Raw genomic sequence first — 15,455 nt, forward strand, 5'->3', positions numbered from 1 at the left:
TGGCGAAACGTCAATCACCGCGCACCGAGGGAACCGAACATGATCACGAAACTGAACGTCACCTCGATCTACGTCCTCGACCATGACGAGGCGCTGGACTTCTACGTCGGCAAGCTCGGACTGGAGAAGGGCAACGACGTCCAGCAGGGCTCCTACCGCTGGCTGACCGTCCGCGTCCCCGGCGCCGACGGCACCGAGATCTCCCTGGAACAGCCAGGGGCGCCGCTGCACGACGAAGCGACGGCCGCCCAGCTCCGCGAGCTGGTCACGAAGGGCGCCCTGACCGGCCTCGTCCTCAACAGCGACGACGTCCGGGGACTGTACGAGAGCCTCAAAGCGGGCGGCTTCACCGACTTCACCCAGGAGCCGACCGACCACTTCTACGGCACCGACATGGGCCTGCGCGACCCGTTCGGCAACGCTGTCCGGATCCTCCAGCAGGGCAGTCCCGCCTGAGGCCCGGCCGTCAGCCCCAGTGCTGTTTGGCGGGGCGGATGAGCCGGTCCTTGAGCACACGGGTGTGCCGGCGGGCGACCGGCAGCTGGTGGCCGCCGACGGTGACGACATACCCGGAGCCGGTCAGGCGCAGCTCGGTGACCAGGTCCAGGCGTACCAGGTAGGAGCGGTGGATGCGCAGGAAGCCCGCGTCGGTCCAGCGCTCCTCCAGCTGCGTCAGCGACACCCGCACCAGGTGCGAGCCGTCGGCGGTGTGCAGCCGGGCGTAGTCGCCCTGCGCCTCCACCCAGCACACCGACGAGCGCGGCAGCAGCCGCACCACCCCGCCCAGCTCCACCGGGATCATCGGATCGCCGCCCGGCGGGGCCGCCTCGGGCGGGGTCGCGGGCCGGTCCTCGACCGCGGCGCGCTCGGACAGCACCCGGCGCAGCGACTCGGCGATGCGCTCGGCGCGCACCGGCTTGCGCACATAGTCGACCACCCCCAGGTCGAACGCGTCCGCGGCCCGGTCGTCGTAGGCGGTGACGAACACGACGGCGGGGGAGCGGGCGAAACGCTGCAGCACCCGGGCCAGGTCCATGCCGTCCAGGCCCGGCATCCGGATGTCGAGGAACGCCACGTCGACGTCGTTCTCGTGCAGCACCCGCAGCGCCTCGGCGGCGTCGGCGGCACTGTGCACGTACTCCACCCGCGGGTCGTTGCGCAGCAGGTAGAGCAGCTCGTCCAGGGCCGGGGGCTCGTCGTCGACGGCCAGCACCCGCAGCCGCGGCGGGGTCGCCGGACGGCCGGTCACGCCCGCCTCCCGTCGCGCGCGGCGGCGGGCCGGCTGCCCGGCGCCATCGCCGGCTCGCTCATCACCGCGCCGCCCCGGAACTTCGGAATGCGCAGGCTGACCCGGGTGCCGGCCTGCGGGGCGGTCTCCACGACCAGTCCGTACGCGTCGCCGAACACCGCCCGCAGCCGGTCGTCCACATTGCTCAAGCCGACGTGCTGGCCGCCGTCGCCGTCGACCGTGCCGTCGCCGTCCAGCAGCACCGCCGGGTCCATGCCCACGCCGTCGTCCTCCACGATGATCTCGCAGTCCGCGCCCGCGTCCGCGGCGATGATCCGGATCGTGCCCACTCCCGGCTTCGGCGCGAGCCCGTGCCGCACCGCGTTCTCCACCAGCGGCTGCAGGCACAGGAACGGCACCTCCACGGGCAGCACCTCCGGCGCGACGCGCAGCCGCACCTGCAGCCGCTCGCCGAACCGGGCCCGTTCGATGGTCAGGTAGCGGTCGATCGAGCGCAGCTCCTCGGCGAGCGTGGTGAACTCCCCGTGCGCCCGGAACGAGTACCGGGTGAACTCGGCGAATTCCAGGATCAGCTCCCGGGCCTGCTCCGGATCGGTGCGCACGAACGAGGCGATCGCGGTCAGCGCGTTGTACACGAAATGCGGGCTGATCTGCGCCCGCAGCGCCCGCACCTCGGCCCGCGCCGACCGGGCCCGCTCCTCCTGCAACTCGGCCAGCTCCAGCTGCAGCCCGACCCAGTGCGCCGTCTCCAGCACCACCCGCACCAGGCCCGGCGTCGGCCGCGCCTCGGTGACGGCGACCAGCGCCCCGGCGAGGCCGCCGTCGGGCTTGGACACCGGGGTGGCGACCGCGCCGCGCACCGGGCAGTCCAGGCGTACACACGTCAGCTCCTGCGGCCGCAGCAGCACCGGCCGTCCGGTGGACAGCGCCCGCTGCGCCGCGGCCAGCAGCGCGTCGCGGTGGTGGCCGCCCGCCCCGTCGTGGGCCAGGAAACCGGTGCCGTCGGCCAGCGCCAGCCCGGCCGCGCCGACCAGCGTGCGCAGGTGCGGCAGCGCCGCCGTCGCGGTGTCGTCGCGCAGGCCCTGCCGCAGCGGCTCGCTGGCCAGCGTCGCCAGGTGCAGCACCTGGTACGTCGCCCGCTCCTCCGGCGTGACGACCCGGCGCCGGCCGCGCATCATCACCACCGCGGTCGCGGCGATGACGGCCGCCACGGCGGCGGCGCCCAGCGCTGGGTACATGGCAGCGATCGTGCCACGCCCACCCGCCGCACTCCACCCCCACCGGTCCCGCAAGATCATCGGATTTCCTGGTCACCTGCGCGTGTCTTGCACCGCGACACGCCCGGTTGCCTGGCAAGTCCGATGATCCGCGCGCGCCGCGCCACCGTCCCCCGACCGGGGAAATCGAGCTGCGGAGCAGGTCGGGTCGGTGCGAGGATCCTGCGATGGCGGTGGCTAGCGGGGTACGCATCGGGTGGGCGGACGTGGCCGGACATGTCCGGGCAGAGGTGGAGGCAATCCTGGGCGACCGGATCGTGGCGGCCGTCTCGCAGCAGGGCGGCTTCTCACCGGGCACCGCCGACCGGGTCCGCACCGCCGGCGGCCGGCGGGCCTTCGTCAAGGCCGTCAGCACCGCCCAGAACGAGCGCTCGGTGCAGCTGCACCGCCAGGAGGCGCTGATCACCGCGGCACTGCCGTCGACCGTGCCCGCGCCGCGGCTGCTCGGCTGTTTCGACGACGGCGACTGGGTCGCGCTGGTGCTGCAGGACGTGGAGGGCCGGCACCCGGTGACCCCGTGGGCGGCCGCCGAACTCGACGCCGTGCTCACCACCCTGGGCGCGCTCGCCGCAGGCCTGACCCCGTGCCCGATGCCGGACCTGCCGACGGTGGCGGCCCTGCTCGGCCACGATCTGTCCGGGTGGGAACGACTGGCCGCCGATCCGCCGGACGACCTCGACCCGTGGGCCGCCGCCCGGCTGCCCGAGCTGGTCGCGCTGGGGGCTGCGGGCGTGGCTGCGCTGGACGGCGACACCGTCGCGCACACCGACATCCGCGCCGACAACCTGCTGGTCGGCCCGGACGGCTCGGTCACCGTGGTCGACTGGCCGTGGGCCTGCGTCGGCCCGGCCTGGCTCGACAGCATGATGATCATGGTGAACGTGAACCTGTTCGGCGGCCACGACGTCGACGCGCTGGTGGCCGCGTACACCGCCCCGCTGGGCGCACGCCCGTCCGACGTGACCGGCGTGCTGGCCGGGATGACCGGCTACTTCCTCGACGCCTGCCGCCGCCCCGCGCCACCCGGACTGCCGACCGTGCGCGCCTTCCAGCGCGCCCAGGGCGAGGCCTCACTCCGCTGGCTGCGCACCCGCCTCGACACCCGACACTGACCGACGTCAAGAAGACGCCCTTCCGCTTCGTACAACGACAAGAAGGCGCCCTTCCTTCGGGGTGTACGATCCAGCGGCCGTGAATGCCTACGCCTTGATCGCGATCGTGACCGTCACCGTGGCGACGGTCGCCATCGGCGCGTGGGGGATACGGCTCGTGCGGGGGACGTCGGATCTGCTGGTCGCGTCGCGGATGGTCAGCCCGACGCAGAACGCGGCCGCGATCGGCGGGGAATACCTGTCCGCGGCCAGTTTCCTCGGCGTCGCCGGCCTGATCCTGGCGTACGGCGCGCAGATGCTCTGGTATCCCGTCGGGTTCGCCGCCGGTTACCTGGCGCTGCTGCTGTTCGTGGCCGCGCCGCTGCGCCGGTCCGGGGCGTTCACGCTGCCGGACTTCTGCGAGGCACGGCTCGCCTCACCCCGGCTCAGACGGCTGGCGACGGCGTTCGTGCTGTTCATCGGATGGTTCTACCTGCTGCCGCAGCTGCAGGGCGCCGGGCTGACGTTCCGGATCGTCACCGGTGCGCCGAGCTGGGTCGGGGTGGTGCTGGTCGGGGCCGTGGTCACCGGCAACGTCGCGTTCGGCGGGATGCGCTCGGCGACATACGTGCAGGCGTTCCAGTACTGGCTGAAGCTCACCGCGATCGCCGTGCCCGCATTCTTCCTGCTGGCGCGGTGGAACGACGACGGGCGGCCCGCGATCCCCGTCGACGACGCGTGGCTGGCCCCGGCCGGCGGCATGGTCGCCACGTACTCGCTGATCCTGGCGACGTTCCTCGGCACCATGGGACTGCCGCACGTGCTCGCCCGCTTCTACACCAACCCCGACGGCGGCTCCGCCCGGCGCACCACCACGATCGTGCTCGGCCTCGTAGGCCTGTTCTACCTGTTCCCGACCATCTACGGGGTGCTCGGCCGCGTCTACACCCCCGAACTCGCCACCGGGCGCAACGACACCGTCGTGCTGCTGCTGCCCGCCGCCGCACTCGGCCCCGGCCTGGCCGCCGACGTGCTCGGCGCGCTCGTCGCCGCGGGCGCCTTCGCCGCGTTCCTGTCCACCTCCAACGGGCTGCTCACCAGCGTCGCCGGGGTGCTCGCCAACGACGTGCTCGGCCGGGGACGGCTGGCCGTGTGGGGACCGCTGCCGCTGTTCCGGGCGGCGGCGCTGTTCGCGGGCGCGGTGCCGATGGGGCTCGCGCTGGCCGTGCACGGCCTGAACGTGTCGCAGGTCGTCGGGCTCGCGTTCGCCGTCGCCGCGTCGAGCTTCTGCCCCATGCTGGTGCTCGGCATCTGGTGGCGGGGCCTGACCGCCGCGGGCGCGGCCGCGGGCATCCTCGCCGGGGGCGGCAGCGCCGTCGTCGCCGTACTGTGGACGATCTTCCTGCCGCCCGCGCCCGGTCTCACCGCCGACCTGCTCGCCCAGCCCGCCGCCTGGACCGTGCCGCTGGCGTTCGCGGTCATGGTGACCGTGTCGCTGGCCACCCGGCGGCGCGTGCCCGGGGCCGTCGGCGCGATGCTGCTGCGCCTGCACGCGCCCGAAACCCTGCACACCCCGGAAACGCAGCGCAAATCCGAAACATCGCGGCTGTAGCGTGGCTGACGTGAGTGATCGAGTACGGGTCGACCTCGCCGCACACCGCCGGATCCGACCGCGGCCCGGGGCGCACGACGAGCTGGTCGAACAGACGGCGATGGGCGACGCGCTGGTCCGCGAGCTGATGCGCGTGCAGCTCGGCCTCGCCCTGCGCCTGGCCGCCGTCGTCGCCGTCGCGCTCGGCGGGCTCCCGCTGCTGTTCAGCCTGTGGCCCGCCGGCACCCACGTGGCCGTGGCCGGCATGCCGCTGCCCTGGCTGCTGCTTGGCGTCCTGTCCTTCCCGTTCCTGGCCGGAGCGGGCCTGGTCTACACCCGGCTCGCCGAACGCAACGAGGCCGACTTCGCGGCCCTGGTCGGCCGCCCCGCCGAACGCGGCACCACCCCCTGAGCTGTCACCGCATCGACATCCAAAGATCTAGACGCACCGACCTCCCGCCGCTAGTGTGACCCTTCTGACCTGGCAGAAGGGGCCTCGGCTGTGGACAACGACGTGGCAGCCCGCAGTTACGTGTGGCTTGCGCTGGACAGGTTCGCCGGATACGGAGACGCCGAGGCCATCCGCGCGCCGGGCCGCACCCTGACCTATCAGGAGCTGCGCACCGCCGTGCTGACCATGGCGTCCGCCCTGCACGAGCAGGGTGTGCATGCGGGCACATCGGTCGCGATCCTGGTCGGCAACCCGCACGAGGCGATCTTCCTGCAGCTGAGCCTGCACCTGCTGGGCTGCCGCTCGGTGTGGATGATCCCGTCCGCACCGCACCGGCACCGGGTCGAGTTCCTGCGCCTGGCCGAAGCCGACGTGTTCGTGTACGACGCCCGCACCCACGACCAGCTCGGCCGCGAGCTGCTCGGCGAGGTGCCGCACCTGTCCGTGCTGTGCCTCGGCGACGGCGGGCTCGGCCCCGACCTGCTCGCCCGCCCACCCGCCGACGAACCGCCGATCGGCCGCGACGGCCCCGACGCCGAACCGCACTCGCTGTTCCAGACCGGCGGCACCACCGGCACCCCGAAACTCGTGCTGCACCGGCACTCGTTCTTCCAGACCCTGATGCTGTTCTCCGACCACTGGACCGCCTCCGGCGGCCACCACCTGCGCCACCTCGCCGTGTCCGCGTTCTGGCACGTCAGCGCGCAGGTGCCGGTGCTGATGACGCTGTTCACCGGCGGCACCCTGGTCATGCACGACAAGTACGACACGCAGCCGTTCCTCGACGCGATCACCCAGGACCGGATCACCAGCATCCTGCTCCCGCCGCCGCTGCTCTACCAGCTGCTCGACGACCCGCGGCTGGCCGACACCGACACGTCCACCCTCCAGATGATCTCGTGTGGCGGCAGCGCCGCCGCCCCCGCGCGGCTGGCCCAGGCCGTCGAACGGTTCGGGCCGGTGCTGCGTCCCGTGTACGGGATGACCGAGGCGCCCTTCATCACCGCCCAGCCGAACCTGACCGTCGACCCGGCGCACCCCGAACGGCTCGGATCGTGCGGGCTGCCGTTCGGCGACATGCGCGTCGAGATCCGGTCCTCGGCCGGGGACGTGCTGCCCGCCGGGGAGACCGGCGAGGTGTGGATCAGCGGCAGCCTGATGATGGACGGCTACTTCGGCGAACCCGGCCTGACCGCGCAGACCCTGACCGGCGGCTGGCTGCGCACCGGCGACGTCGGCCGCCTCGACGCCGACGGCTACCTGTTCCTGGTCGACCGGATCAAAGACATGATCATCACCGGGTACGGGTCCACGAACATCTACAGCCGGCCGGTCGAGGACGCGCTCGTCGCGCACCCGCAGGTCCGCGCGGCCGCGGTCATCGGCGTGCCGGCCGACGACACCGGTGAGGCGGTGTATGCGTACGTCGTCGCCGAACCCGGAGCCGACCTCAGCCCCGACGAGGTGCGCGACTTCGTCATCGGGGAGCTAAACGAGATGTGGGCGCCGCGGACCGTCGAGTTCATCGACGGACTGCCGCTCACCGCGATGGGCAAAATCGACAAGAAGGCGCTGCGGGCGCGATACCTGGCCGCGGCCCCGGCGACGGCGTGAGCTCGGAGGTCGTCCCGCGCCGCCGCGGCGGCCTCGTCGGCGTACTCACCGCCGAGGCGATCTCGCAGGTCGGCACGAAGATGACGTTCGTGGCACTGCCGTGGCTCGTGCTCGTCGAGACCGGCAGCCCCACGATGATGGGGCTCGTTGCCGCCGCCGAGATGGTGCCGTACGTGGCCGCCGGGGTGCTCGGTGCGCCGTGGATCGACCGGCTCGGGGCGTGGCGGGTGACCGTCGACGCGGATTTGCTCAGTGCGCTGGCGCTGATGGCGATCGTGCTCGGGTATCGCGACCTCGGGTTCGGGGCGCTGCTGGTGCTGGTGGCTGTCGCGGGTGGGCTGCGGGGGCTCAGTGACCGGGCGCGGGCGGTGCTGCTGCGGCCGATGATCGAGCAGGCGGGGGTGGATACGGCCCGGGTCACCGGGTTCTATGACGGGATCGGGCGGCTGACCACGCTCATCGGAGCGCCGGTGGGCGGGCTGCTCATCGCGTTGACTGATCCGCTGACCGTGATGGGGGTGGACGCGGCCACGTTCGCAGCGTCGGGGCTGATCGTCGCCGCGCTGGTGCGGATGCCGCCGACTGTTGTTGTAGCGCCGGAGGCGGGGGCCGCGCCGAAAGAGTCGTATCTGGACTCGTTGCGGGGTGGGTTCGTTTATCTCAAGCACGACCGGCTGATCCTGGGGGTGCTGATGATGCTGTTCGTCAGCAACCTCGCGACGCAGGCGCACCAGGTGGTGTTCGTGCCGTTATGGGTCAGCCAGCGGCTGGGGACGCCGGCCGGGCTGGGGGTGGTGTTCGGGTCGTTCGCACTGGGGGCGGTGGTCGGGAACATCGCGTTCACCGCGATGGCGAAGAACCTGCCGCGGTATCTGACACTGACGGCGGGATACCTGGTCGGCGGGGCACCACGGATGCTGGTGCTCGCGTTCACCGACGAACTGCCGATCGTGGTGACCGTGCTGTTCCTGTCGGGGGTCGGGCTGGCAGCAGTAAACCCGATCATCGGGGCGGTGCTGTATCAGCGCGTGCCGGTGGCGTATCAGGCGCGGGTGTTCGGGCTGGCGGCAGCATTCGCGTACGCCGGGCTCCCGGTCGGAAGCCTCGTCGGCGGGTGGCTGGCGCAGGGGGCGGGGCTCACTACGGGCCTGCTCGTGTGCGGTCTGATCCTGCTCGCCGCGACGCTGAGCCCGGTGTTCGGATATCGCACGTGGAAGCAGCTCGACGACACCACAATGGCGTTCGACGTGCCCGAACCCGTCTTGCCGCTGACCGTGACGCTCGCCTATGCGGGCGGCACCTGGCGGATCGCCGCCACCCGAGGCCGGGCGGCACTGGCACCGCCGCGTGAACTTGACGGGGCCACCGCACTGCACACAGTCGGCGCGTTGGACCTGCCCGAGGCAATTGTCGCGGCGGAGCATATCGTCTCCGGCGAGCGTGAGAAGGTTCGTGTCGAGGCTGAACGACTGCGGGCACAGCTCGCCGACGCCGAGTCCAGACTCAGCCGACTTGAACAGAGGACTGTCCAGCATTTGCCGGATCTAACCGCCGGGTAACAAGCCGTGACCTCTTCCGTGTGAACGCGGTCCTGGCCTCTCCCCCGGTATCGCCCGTTGTCAACGCGCCTGAAACGCTGTGCCCCCGCCACTGGCTGGAAGCGCTCAGGGCAAGCGGGAGTCAGCAGGTTCGCTGACTTTCTGCTGACTCCTGGCGGGCGGCCGACCGCTTCGTCCCGAACGCGACCACGACGGTCGGCCGCTACCCACGGGCGATCTGGGATGCCCGGTAACCCCCTGCTATCCCCGTTCGCTGTTGTCGGCTGGCGGCTCCGTCGTCGGGCTTTCGTTGCCTTCGTGCTGCCTTACCTCGCCCGTGGTTTCGTGGACCCCGAATGCCTCAGGGGTTCGGTCTGGCACTCGCGCCAAGACAAGTTGGCCACGCACAACGGCATTGGTAGGCATACGCCAAACCACATCAAGGCTGACTGTCTCCGCCACCTTCTGAGCCGAGCACGCAGACTCGAATTCGTAGATGTCGTCGTACATGTCGTCGTCGTCGGCGTGCTCTTCGGGCCGACCTGGGATATTGAACTGGTCAAGGTAGTGCTGCTCGATCGGGAGCGGGTCGCCCAACGATGTCCAGGGGGCAAGGCTGTTGTAGCGGCGCACAGTGTGGCCATCACGAGCGATGAGCCAGGCAGATCCGTCGTCCTGTGCACCCCAGTAGAAGGCGTGAGCCTCGCCGTAGGTCCCGCTCAGAGCCTCGACGAGTAGCCGCATTTCATCCCGGCGGCTGACGTCGGCGGGATTGCACCAGGGACCGACTACGGCCGTCCAACCGTTGATCTCACCGGTCACGCACACCAATCCCGTGTCATGGCCGTGACTGGCGTCGTCCACCACGACCCGGGCCAGCGCGTAGGTCGTCGGTTGCGAATCGGTCAACCCGAGCATCGCCATGATGCCTGCCTGGTCACCACCCGCGATGCAGAGCCAGTAGTTCCAGCAAGAGTCAAGCGACTGAGGACGATCGTCAACGCTCACGTCAGGAAGGTAGCCGCGCTCCGCTGGTACCGGGAAGCCGTACAACCCAGGTGCTGGCAGCGGGGTGGGACGGGTTCACCACGTGGTTGCCGCCGGCCGTAGCCTGACCGTTTGTGATGAGTGCCGAGCACCCTGATGATGCGGCTCTGACAAGTCTGACAACCCTGCCGGACCCTGATGACCTGCTTCGAGGCACGGCCTGGGACTGCCATGACAGTGCGATAGGGGACTACTCCATATGGCTGCCCTACGTGCTTCGGGCGCTCCTCGACCCAGATCCGGAGATTCAGTCGGGAGCCTTCGCCGACCTGGAGCCGATACGCCACCAGAACACCATCTACGGGGCCACGGTGCCAGCTGCCATTTACATCGCTGGGATCCTCCCGGACCCCCGGACCGCGACCCTGTTTATGTTCGGCGACTACCGCTGGAGCAGGGATCACCAAGCTCCCCTGCGGTCTGCGCTCATCCGCTGGCTCGGGTCGGTGGTGGACGACGCAAGTTGGCAGGCCAATACTCCTGAAGGTGCCGCTGTTCTTGCGAGACGACCAGTGTTTTTCAACGCGATCGCACCGTTCCTCCACGACGATGACGACACGATCCGCCGCGCCGCCATCGAAGCCGCCGCCGTCCTCGTCGAGGCCCCCGAGCTGGCCAGCCATCGGCCTGAGATTACGAAGCTCAACGGGTCAGAGGAATGTGGCGACACTCGACCTTCCGCGGCTACGGTCAGTCCGTACGTCGACGGCTCATTCAACGGTGACCCGTGGGCGTACGACCCCTGGACCAAGCGCGACTAACCTGCCCCCACCCAACTAACCGCGGACCGCAAGACGCAGACGGCCCCTCATCCATCCCGGGGCCGGGGCGGCCCTCGCCGGAGGCGCTAGCTCTAGCCAGCGAGACTGCTAGGTCTAGCGCTCGTGCTAGCCCTGATCCGATGTGCAGGCTGCGATCTAGCGGTTAACGGTGTTGCGCTGGAGCGGCCGTAAAGAGTCCTGGGAGGCTCTGACGAGGGTTCCGAGTGTCGCTAGAGATCTGCGGGATGTGCGTAGGAAGCGTGCGTGCGGCACGCCCACCGCGATATGAGCCAGGTCCTGGCAAGCCTCGATGAGGAACCCCGGATAGGTGGACCACTAGCGCCGTGACCACGAACGTTTACCGGGTTGGCAGCCTGGACGTGAGTCGGGAAGCTCTCCTCATGGGTTATCGCGACGATCTGGATTCCGATGTTCAGCGGCTGCTGAACGAACTGTGCATCAAGCTGGGATTTTGCCTGCCACCCGACGATATCCGTCGGCTCTGCGAGTCGCCACCCGACCATGCCGACAGCTTCACCGATGCGGTCTTCGAGGCGGAGGGCATGGGTGGCATGAGCTACGTCGACAAGTACCTCCGCCGCCAGGTGCGAGAGGTCGTTGATCGGCACATGAGTCGCTGGTCTCCAGCGGATGGCCAGACGAACGGCGAGCCATCCTGGTGAGCGTCTGTGTTGGCGCCCTGACGGGCCACCTGACCCGGCCTCGTTAACCGAGGTACGGCATCTGGGGTCCTTCGGCGTGGTGGTGTAGCCGGAGCCGGACGGTGTCGTGGATCGGGATCCGGTCGAAGTCGACCGGGTCGACGAAGCGGACATCGGTCGACTCGTGGCTCACCGTGATCGCGCCGCCTGTGACCCGCGCGCGGTAGGTGATGTTGAACTCCTGGCGGACCTCGCCATCGGCGTAGGCGATGACATGCTGCGGGTCGGTGTAGATGCCGAGTAACCCGGTGATCTCGATGTCCAAACCGGTTTCCTCTTTGACCTCTCGCACGACACACTGCTGCATCGTCTCGCCGATCTCCATGATCCCGCCGGGCAGGGACCAGTTGCCCGAGTCCGCACGGCGCTGCATCAAAACCCAGCCGCGCTGATCGACGACCAGCGCCGAGCCGCCTGGTGCGATGGAGTTGGCGGCGGGCGCATCACGGTTGCGGTAGAAGTCGCGCCGGCCGGCCATCACGCCACTCCGGCCTGGTAAGGCGTGGCGGTCTGCCAGATCTGCTCGAACTGGTCGGCGAATGACGCGAAGATCCCGTGCGGCGACAGCCGCCGCAGGTGCAGCGCGGTGTGCTGGTAACCGCGAGCCCGAAACAGATATGGCGTCACGATCATCTGATCGTCGAACCGGAACACCGAGTTGTACAGGTGCACCGTATGCAACCCGACCTGGCAGCCGGGCACCCCGTGCAACGGGTCGAGGAAGTTCAGGGCGTTGCGGATCCGACCAGGAAGGGTGCCGCCCATCTGCTCCAGGCCGTCGCGTTCGATCACGTGGTCGCAGTCGGGGTCGGCGAACGCCATGCGCACGCGCGTCCCGGCCGAGCACTTGTCCGCAATCCGTGTCACCGCGTCGGGCAGCAGCTCCAGAACGAACGGATAGGCGTAACCGAGCAGGTCGATGCGTTCAGTCGCCCCGGCCAGCAGGCCGGTCCACAGGTGGTGCGGGATGTCCGCGCGGTGCGCGTACGCGCCGACGACCTCGGCCAGCGCGTTCATGCCGGGTGCCTGGTCCGGGCGGGACTGCGGCCAGAGGTCGGCCTCGGTCTCGCCGAGCACTACCGCGACGGCCACGCGGGTGCGCTGATGCGGGACACGCCCGGCCAGCCACCGGTTCACAGTCTTGACATCCACCCCCACCGCGGCTGACAGCGCGGCGGAGTCCAACTGGGCGCGTAGCATCGCCGAGCGCAGACGGTGGGTCATGCCAACCACCGTAGTGGACACATGCGGGACGTTTCGACCCCACACAAATGTCCGCAGCGATGTCCGCTGGGACGTTCCCGCGTCCCAGCCATGCTCGTAGGTTCTGGTGTCATAGCCCCGCCGGTTCGAGATCGCACCCTCGGGCCAGCGGGCGCTGGGGAAGGGCGTGGGGCGCATCTCCCAAGGCCAGGCGGTCACCGCAGCCTGCGCTCTTCCCTTCCATCACCCGATCCTGCATTACACGGAGGTTCGGGACCCGGTGTGGCGTGGACGCTGCGCCGTGCCGGCTGGGCCGTCGGTGTGACAAGGGGTGACACCGACGTGCCCGGCCGACGCTCCCCGCGATCAGGAGGGCACTGATGCAGAACCTGGACCTGGCCGTGGACGAGCTGCTCACGAGGCAGCCGTGGCTGCTCGACCTGTACCGGCGACGACCTGGCAAGGCTGCGCACCTGTGTCCGTGGCGCCAGCGTGCGCGATTGGTGTGCGTCGCCGCGAACGAGCGCGCGGCCCTGACCGACGTGGAGGGTCGAAGGTGACCGCCGACGCCGACCGCTCGACCTGGCCACGGGTGTCGCCGTGTCTGCACTGCAGGGTTCCGGTGCTGCACGACAACGACGGCACACCGATTCACGCGAGCCTGTCCTACGTATGCCGGGATCGATGGGGACAGGTGGGCGAGACCACGGCGACGCCCGGTCCGCCAGTCCGCGGCCGAGAAGGTTCACCCCATCAGCAGTGATGCCGTCGAAAGTCGCGCGTGAGCGAGTCGATCTGCCGAGAGCGTCATGCGCCGAGGATGCGTGCCTTCTGGGCTTCGTATTCAGCGTCGGTCAGCGCGCCGGCTTCCTTGAGCCGGTGCAGCTTCTCCAGCAGGACAACCGGGTCCTCCTGGGAGGTCCGCCCATGCGGAGCCTGCCCGCGCACCTCGTTCCCGATCTTCCTCGCTAACGAGCTGTCGTGTGCCCGTCCCAAGATGAACGAGAGGATGGCAAGAACGATGACGACCGGGATGATGACCTCCATGGCGCGTGAGCGTAGCGAGGCCTGACAACTTCTCGCAGGTCACCACCGCGGATCAGCCGGTGGGGCCGCCGCGCCCGTCCCGCCGTCGATGCGCCCGTGCGTGGACGCCCGGCAGGACCCAGAGCGCCGTCGCCAGCCAGACGACGCCGACCGTGAGGTAATAGAGCCAGCCCAGATCGTCGAAGAACGCTGTGACGCCGAGGAACACGGCGCACATGAAGACGAGATCGATCAGGCCGGTGAACCAGGTGTCGCGATTCGGCTCGCTGTCCGTCACGGCGGGCTCCTCCGCTGACGGGTCGGCCAGGCAATCTAGCGCGTCGCGACCAAGGCGCACCTGCTGGGGTTCATCGGCTGGCCTGTGCTGATGGGGTCTGCTCGACGAGTGTTGCCGTGGCCCGGTCGAGGAATTCGCAGAACTGCCGGTGCTCCTCAGGGGTGAACCGGTCGGTGAGGGCGCGTTCGAGCACGATGACTTCGCGGTAGGCGCGTTCGAGCAGGTCGGTGCCGGTGCTGGTGAGCCTGGCGATGAGGACCTTCGCGTGTACGGGCGAGGGCCGGCGGTCGATGAGTCCCTTGTTCTCCAGACCGGTCAGCATGCTGGCCATGCTCTGCTGGGTCACCCCGCACGCGCGGGCCAGTTGCGCTCCGGACATGGCGTCTTCACGGGACAGCGTCAGCAGCACCGTGTACTGGGGCAGGGTCAGCTTGTACCCGCGCAGGACCGCCTCATGGTGGCCCATCAGCGCCTGTTCGGCGCGCCGGATGCGGTTGCACAGATATTCCTCGACCGGCACGTCGACCATGTCACAACCACCTCAGTTGACTCAGGTATCTGATACTGCTTAGGTTCCGTGTATCAGGATACTGAGTCACGGCAGAGAGCTGAATGTGATGAGAGCTGTTGTTCTGGACACCGACGATCAGTTCCGGGTCACCGAGCTGCCCGAGCCCGTGCCCGGCGCGGGCGAGGTCGCGATCCGGGTCGCCTACGCGGGAGTCCAGTACGGTGACGTGCTCGTACGCGAGGGCCACTTCCCGGTCCCGCGGCCGTTCGTGCCGGGCTTCGAAGCGGCAGGCGAGATCGTCGCGGTCGGTGCGGGCGTGCCCGAGGCGCGGATCGGCGAGCAGGTCACCGCACTGATCAGCGGCGGCGGCTACGCCGAGGTCGTGACCGCGCCCGCGACGCTCGCGATCAACGCCGCCGGGGTCGGCCCACGCGAGGCGGCCGGGTTCGGCTGGGTCACACCGACCGCGTACGACCTGATCAACACGGTCGCCCGGGTCCAGCCCGGAGACAGCGTGCTGATCCACGCCGCCGCCGGTGGGGTCGGGTCGCTTGCCGGGCAGTTCGCCACGGCAGCGGGCGCGCGGCGGATCGTCGGCGTGGTCGGCAACCCCGGCCAGGTCGACTACGCCCGCCGGTTCGGCTACCACCAGGTGCTGGTGCGTGAGGAGTTCCCCGACGCCCTCGGCGAGGAGATGTTCGACGTGATCCTGGATCCGATCGGCGGCTCCGCCCGCGTCGCGAATCTGGCGCGGCTGGCTCCGTTCGGCCGGATCGTGGTCTACGGCAACATCGCCGACTTCGCGCCGGTCACGGTGTCGGCCAACGACCTGCTGATGCGGGGGCAGTCGCTGCTGACCTACAACAGCAACCTGGCCGGCCAGACCGATCCGCAGAGGCTGGCCCGCAGCGCCGACCGGGCCATGAGCCTGGTCGCCGACGGGTCGGTGCACATCGACATCACCGCCGAACACGGACTGGACGACGTCGAGACCGCGATCATGAACCTGGCGGGCGGGGCCACCCGCGGCAAGAGCGTCGTCCGCGTCAGCTGAATCCCGGCCGCCGATCCGGCGC

Annotated in this window: 18 protein-coding genes; 10 read left to right on the forward strand and 8 right to left on the reverse strand. The window is 69.9% G+C overall.

From position 1 onward, the window contains the following. Positions 1 to 39: 39 nt before the first annotated feature. Positions 40 to 456: a VOC family protein gene (locus F6W97_RS18820; protein WP_155371675.1), complete on the forward strand. Its 417-nt coding sequence runs from the start codon at positions 40 to 42 to the stop codon at positions 454 to 456. A gap of 10 nt (positions 457 to 466) precedes the next feature. Here the strand turns inward: F6W97_RS18820 and F6W97_RS18825 are convergent, their stop codons facing one another. Both F6W97_RS18825 and F6W97_RS18830 read right to left on the reverse strand, forming a co-directional pair. Then, the gene (locus F6W97_RS18825; protein WP_155371676.1) at positions 467 to 1,249 is read right to left on the reverse strand and encodes a LytR/AlgR family response regulator transcription factor; all 783 of its coding nucleotides are present in this window, start codon (positions 1,247 to 1,249) and stop codon (positions 467 to 469) included. Then, the gene (locus F6W97_RS18830) at positions 1,246 to 2,487 is read right to left on the reverse strand and encodes a sensor histidine kinase (RefSeq protein ID WP_155371677.1); all 1,242 of its coding nucleotides are present in this window, start codon (positions 2,485 to 2,487) and stop codon (positions 1,246 to 1,248) included. Before F6W97_RS18830 ends, F6W97_RS18825 begins: the two co-directional genes overlap by 4 nt. Before the next feature lie 206 nt (positions 2,488 to 2,693). Here F6W97_RS18830 and F6W97_RS18835 point away from each other — a divergent pair, with 206 nt between their 5' ends. The 5 genes from F6W97_RS18835 to F6W97_RS18855 all read left to right on the forward strand — a co-directional run bounded on the left by F6W97_RS18835 (position 2,694) and on the right by F6W97_RS18855 (position 8,832). Beyond that, positions 2,694 to 3,638, forward strand: a complete 945-nt coding sequence (locus F6W97_RS18835; protein WP_155371678.1) for an aminoglycoside phosphotransferase family protein — start codon at positions 2,694 to 2,696, stop codon at positions 3,636 to 3,638. 79 nt (positions 3,639 to 3,717) lie between these two features. Then, the gene (locus F6W97_RS18840) at positions 3,718 to 5,229 is read left to right on the forward strand and encodes a sodium/solute symporter (protein ID WP_155371679.1); all 1,512 of its coding nucleotides are present in this window, start codon (positions 3,718 to 3,720) and stop codon (positions 5,227 to 5,229) included. A 10-nt stretch (positions 5,230 to 5,239) separates the two neighbouring features. Next, positions 5,240 to 5,620, forward strand: a complete 381-nt coding sequence (locus tag F6W97_RS18845) for a hypothetical protein (protein WP_155371680.1) — start codon at positions 5,240 to 5,242, stop codon at positions 5,618 to 5,620. Positions 5,621 to 5,710: 90 nt separating this feature from the next. Further along, complete coding sequence (locus F6W97_RS18850; protein ID WP_230686799.1) at positions 5,711 to 7,273, forward strand: AMP-binding protein; 1,563 nt, start codon at positions 5,711 to 5,713, stop codon at positions 7,271 to 7,273. After that, positions 7,270 to 8,832 carry an MFS transporter gene (locus tag F6W97_RS18855; RefSeq protein WP_155371681.1) on the forward strand — a complete coding sequence of 521 codons (1,563 nt, stop codon included), beginning with the start codon at positions 7,270 to 7,272 and terminating at the stop codon, positions 8,830 to 8,832. Before F6W97_RS18850 ends, F6W97_RS18855 begins: the two co-directional genes overlap by 4 nt. Positions 8,833 to 9,072: 240 nt before the next feature. Here F6W97_RS18855 and F6W97_RS18860 read toward each other — a convergent pair whose 3' ends face one another. Continuing rightward, positions 9,073 to 9,819: a hypothetical protein gene (locus F6W97_RS18860; protein WP_155371682.1), complete on the reverse strand. Its 747-nt coding sequence runs from the start codon at positions 9,817 to 9,819 to the stop codon at positions 9,073 to 9,075. Between the two features lie 113 nt (positions 9,820 to 9,932). Between F6W97_RS18860 and F6W97_RS18865 the strand changes: the two genes are divergently transcribed. Further along, entirely contained in the window at positions 9,933 to 10,619 is a 687-nt protein-coding gene (locus F6W97_RS18865) for a hypothetical protein (protein WP_155371683.1), read from the forward strand. 344 nt (positions 10,620 to 10,963) lie between these two features. Beyond that, a complete protein-coding gene (locus tag F6W97_RS18870) occupies positions 10,964 to 11,302 on the forward strand; it encodes a hypothetical protein (protein WP_230686800.1) in 339 nt (112 codons plus the stop codon). 43 nt (positions 11,303 to 11,345) lie between these two features. Here the strand turns inward: F6W97_RS18870 and F6W97_RS18875 are convergent, their stop codons facing one another. Continuing rightward, positions 11,346 to 11,819: an NUDIX domain-containing protein gene (locus F6W97_RS18875; RefSeq protein WP_155371684.1), complete on the reverse strand. Its 474-nt coding sequence runs from the start codon at positions 11,817 to 11,819 to the stop codon at positions 11,346 to 11,348. Then, positions 11,819 to 12,565 (reverse strand): helix-turn-helix domain-containing protein, encoded by a 747-nt coding sequence (locus F6W97_RS18880; RefSeq protein WP_196279225.1) that lies wholly within the window; start codon positions 12,563 to 12,565, stop codon positions 11,819 to 11,821. Before F6W97_RS18880 ends, F6W97_RS18875 begins: the two co-directional genes overlap by 1 nt. Positions 12,566 to 12,924: 359 nt before the next feature. Here F6W97_RS18880 and F6W97_RS18885 point away from each other — a divergent pair, with 359 nt between their 5' ends. After that, positions 12,925 to 13,104: a hypothetical protein gene (locus tag F6W97_RS18885; protein WP_155371685.1), complete on the forward strand. Its 180-nt coding sequence runs from the start codon at positions 12,925 to 12,927 to the stop codon at positions 13,102 to 13,104. A gap of 247 nt (positions 13,105 to 13,351) precedes the next feature. Here the strand turns inward: F6W97_RS18885 and F6W97_RS18890 are convergent, their stop codons facing one another. The 3 genes from F6W97_RS18890 to F6W97_RS18900 form a co-directional block, all read right to left on the reverse strand. Further along, positions 13,352 to 13,591, reverse strand: a complete 240-nt coding sequence (locus F6W97_RS18890; RefSeq protein ID WP_155371686.1) for an SHOCT domain-containing protein — start codon at positions 13,589 to 13,591, stop codon at positions 13,352 to 13,354. 52 nt (positions 13,592 to 13,643) lie between these two features. Then, a complete protein-coding gene (locus tag F6W97_RS18895) occupies positions 13,644 to 13,868 on the reverse strand; it encodes a hypothetical protein (RefSeq protein WP_155371687.1) in 225 nt (74 codons plus the stop codon). A 70-nt stretch (positions 13,869 to 13,938) separates the two neighbouring features. Further along, entirely contained in the window at positions 13,939 to 14,397 is a 459-nt protein-coding gene (locus tag F6W97_RS18900; RefSeq protein WP_155371688.1) for a MarR family winged helix-turn-helix transcriptional regulator, read from the reverse strand. 88 nt (positions 14,398 to 14,485) lie between these two features. Here F6W97_RS18900 and F6W97_RS18905 point away from each other — a divergent pair, with 88 nt between their 5' ends. Beyond that, positions 14,486 to 15,433, forward strand: coding sequence for a quinone oxidoreductase family protein (locus F6W97_RS18905; RefSeq protein ID WP_155371689.1), 948 nt, complete (start codon positions 14,486 to 14,488; stop codon positions 15,431 to 15,433). Positions 15,434 to 15,455 lie beyond the last annotated feature (22 nt).

The sequence above is a fragment of the Catellatospora vulcania genome (genome assembly GCF_009720385.1).
GTDB classification, from domain to species: Bacteria; Actinomycetota; Actinomycetes; order Mycobacteriales; family Micromonosporaceae; genus Catellatospora; species Catellatospora vulcania.

Coding starts and splice junctions, on each gene's coding strand:
- F6W97_RS18820 (WP_155371675.1), top strand. CDS start 40: ATGATCACGAAACTGAACGTCACCTCGATCTACGTCCTCGACCATGAC.
- F6W97_RS18830 (WP_155371677.1), bottom strand. CDS start 2,487: ATGTACCCAGCGCTGGGCGCCGCCGCCGTGGCGGCCGTCATCGCCGCG.
- F6W97_RS18835 (WP_155371678.1), top strand. CDS start 2,694: ATGGCGGTGGCTAGCGGGGTACGCATCGGGTGGGCGGACGTGGCCGGA.
- F6W97_RS18875 (WP_155371684.1), bottom strand. CDS start 11,819: ATGGCCGGCCGGCGCGACTTCTACCGCAACCGTGATGCGCCCGCCGCC.
- F6W97_RS18880 (WP_196279225.1), bottom strand. CDS start 12,565: ATGACCCACCGTCTGCGCTCGGCGATGCTACGCGCCCAGTTGGACTCC.
- F6W97_RS18885 (WP_155371685.1), top strand. CDS start 12,925: ATGCAGAACCTGGACCTGGCCGTGGACGAGCTGCTCACGAGGCAGCCG.
- F6W97_RS18890 (WP_155371686.1), bottom strand. CDS start 13,591: ATGGAGGTCATCATCCCGGTCGTCATCGTTCTTGCCATCCTCTCGTTC.
- F6W97_RS18900 (WP_155371688.1), bottom strand. CDS start 14,397: ATGGTCGACGTGCCGGTCGAGGAATATCTGTGCAACCGCATCCGGCGC.
- F6W97_RS18905 (WP_155371689.1), top strand. CDS start 14,486: ATGAGAGCTGTTGTTCTGGACACCGACGATCAGTTCCGGGTCACCGAG.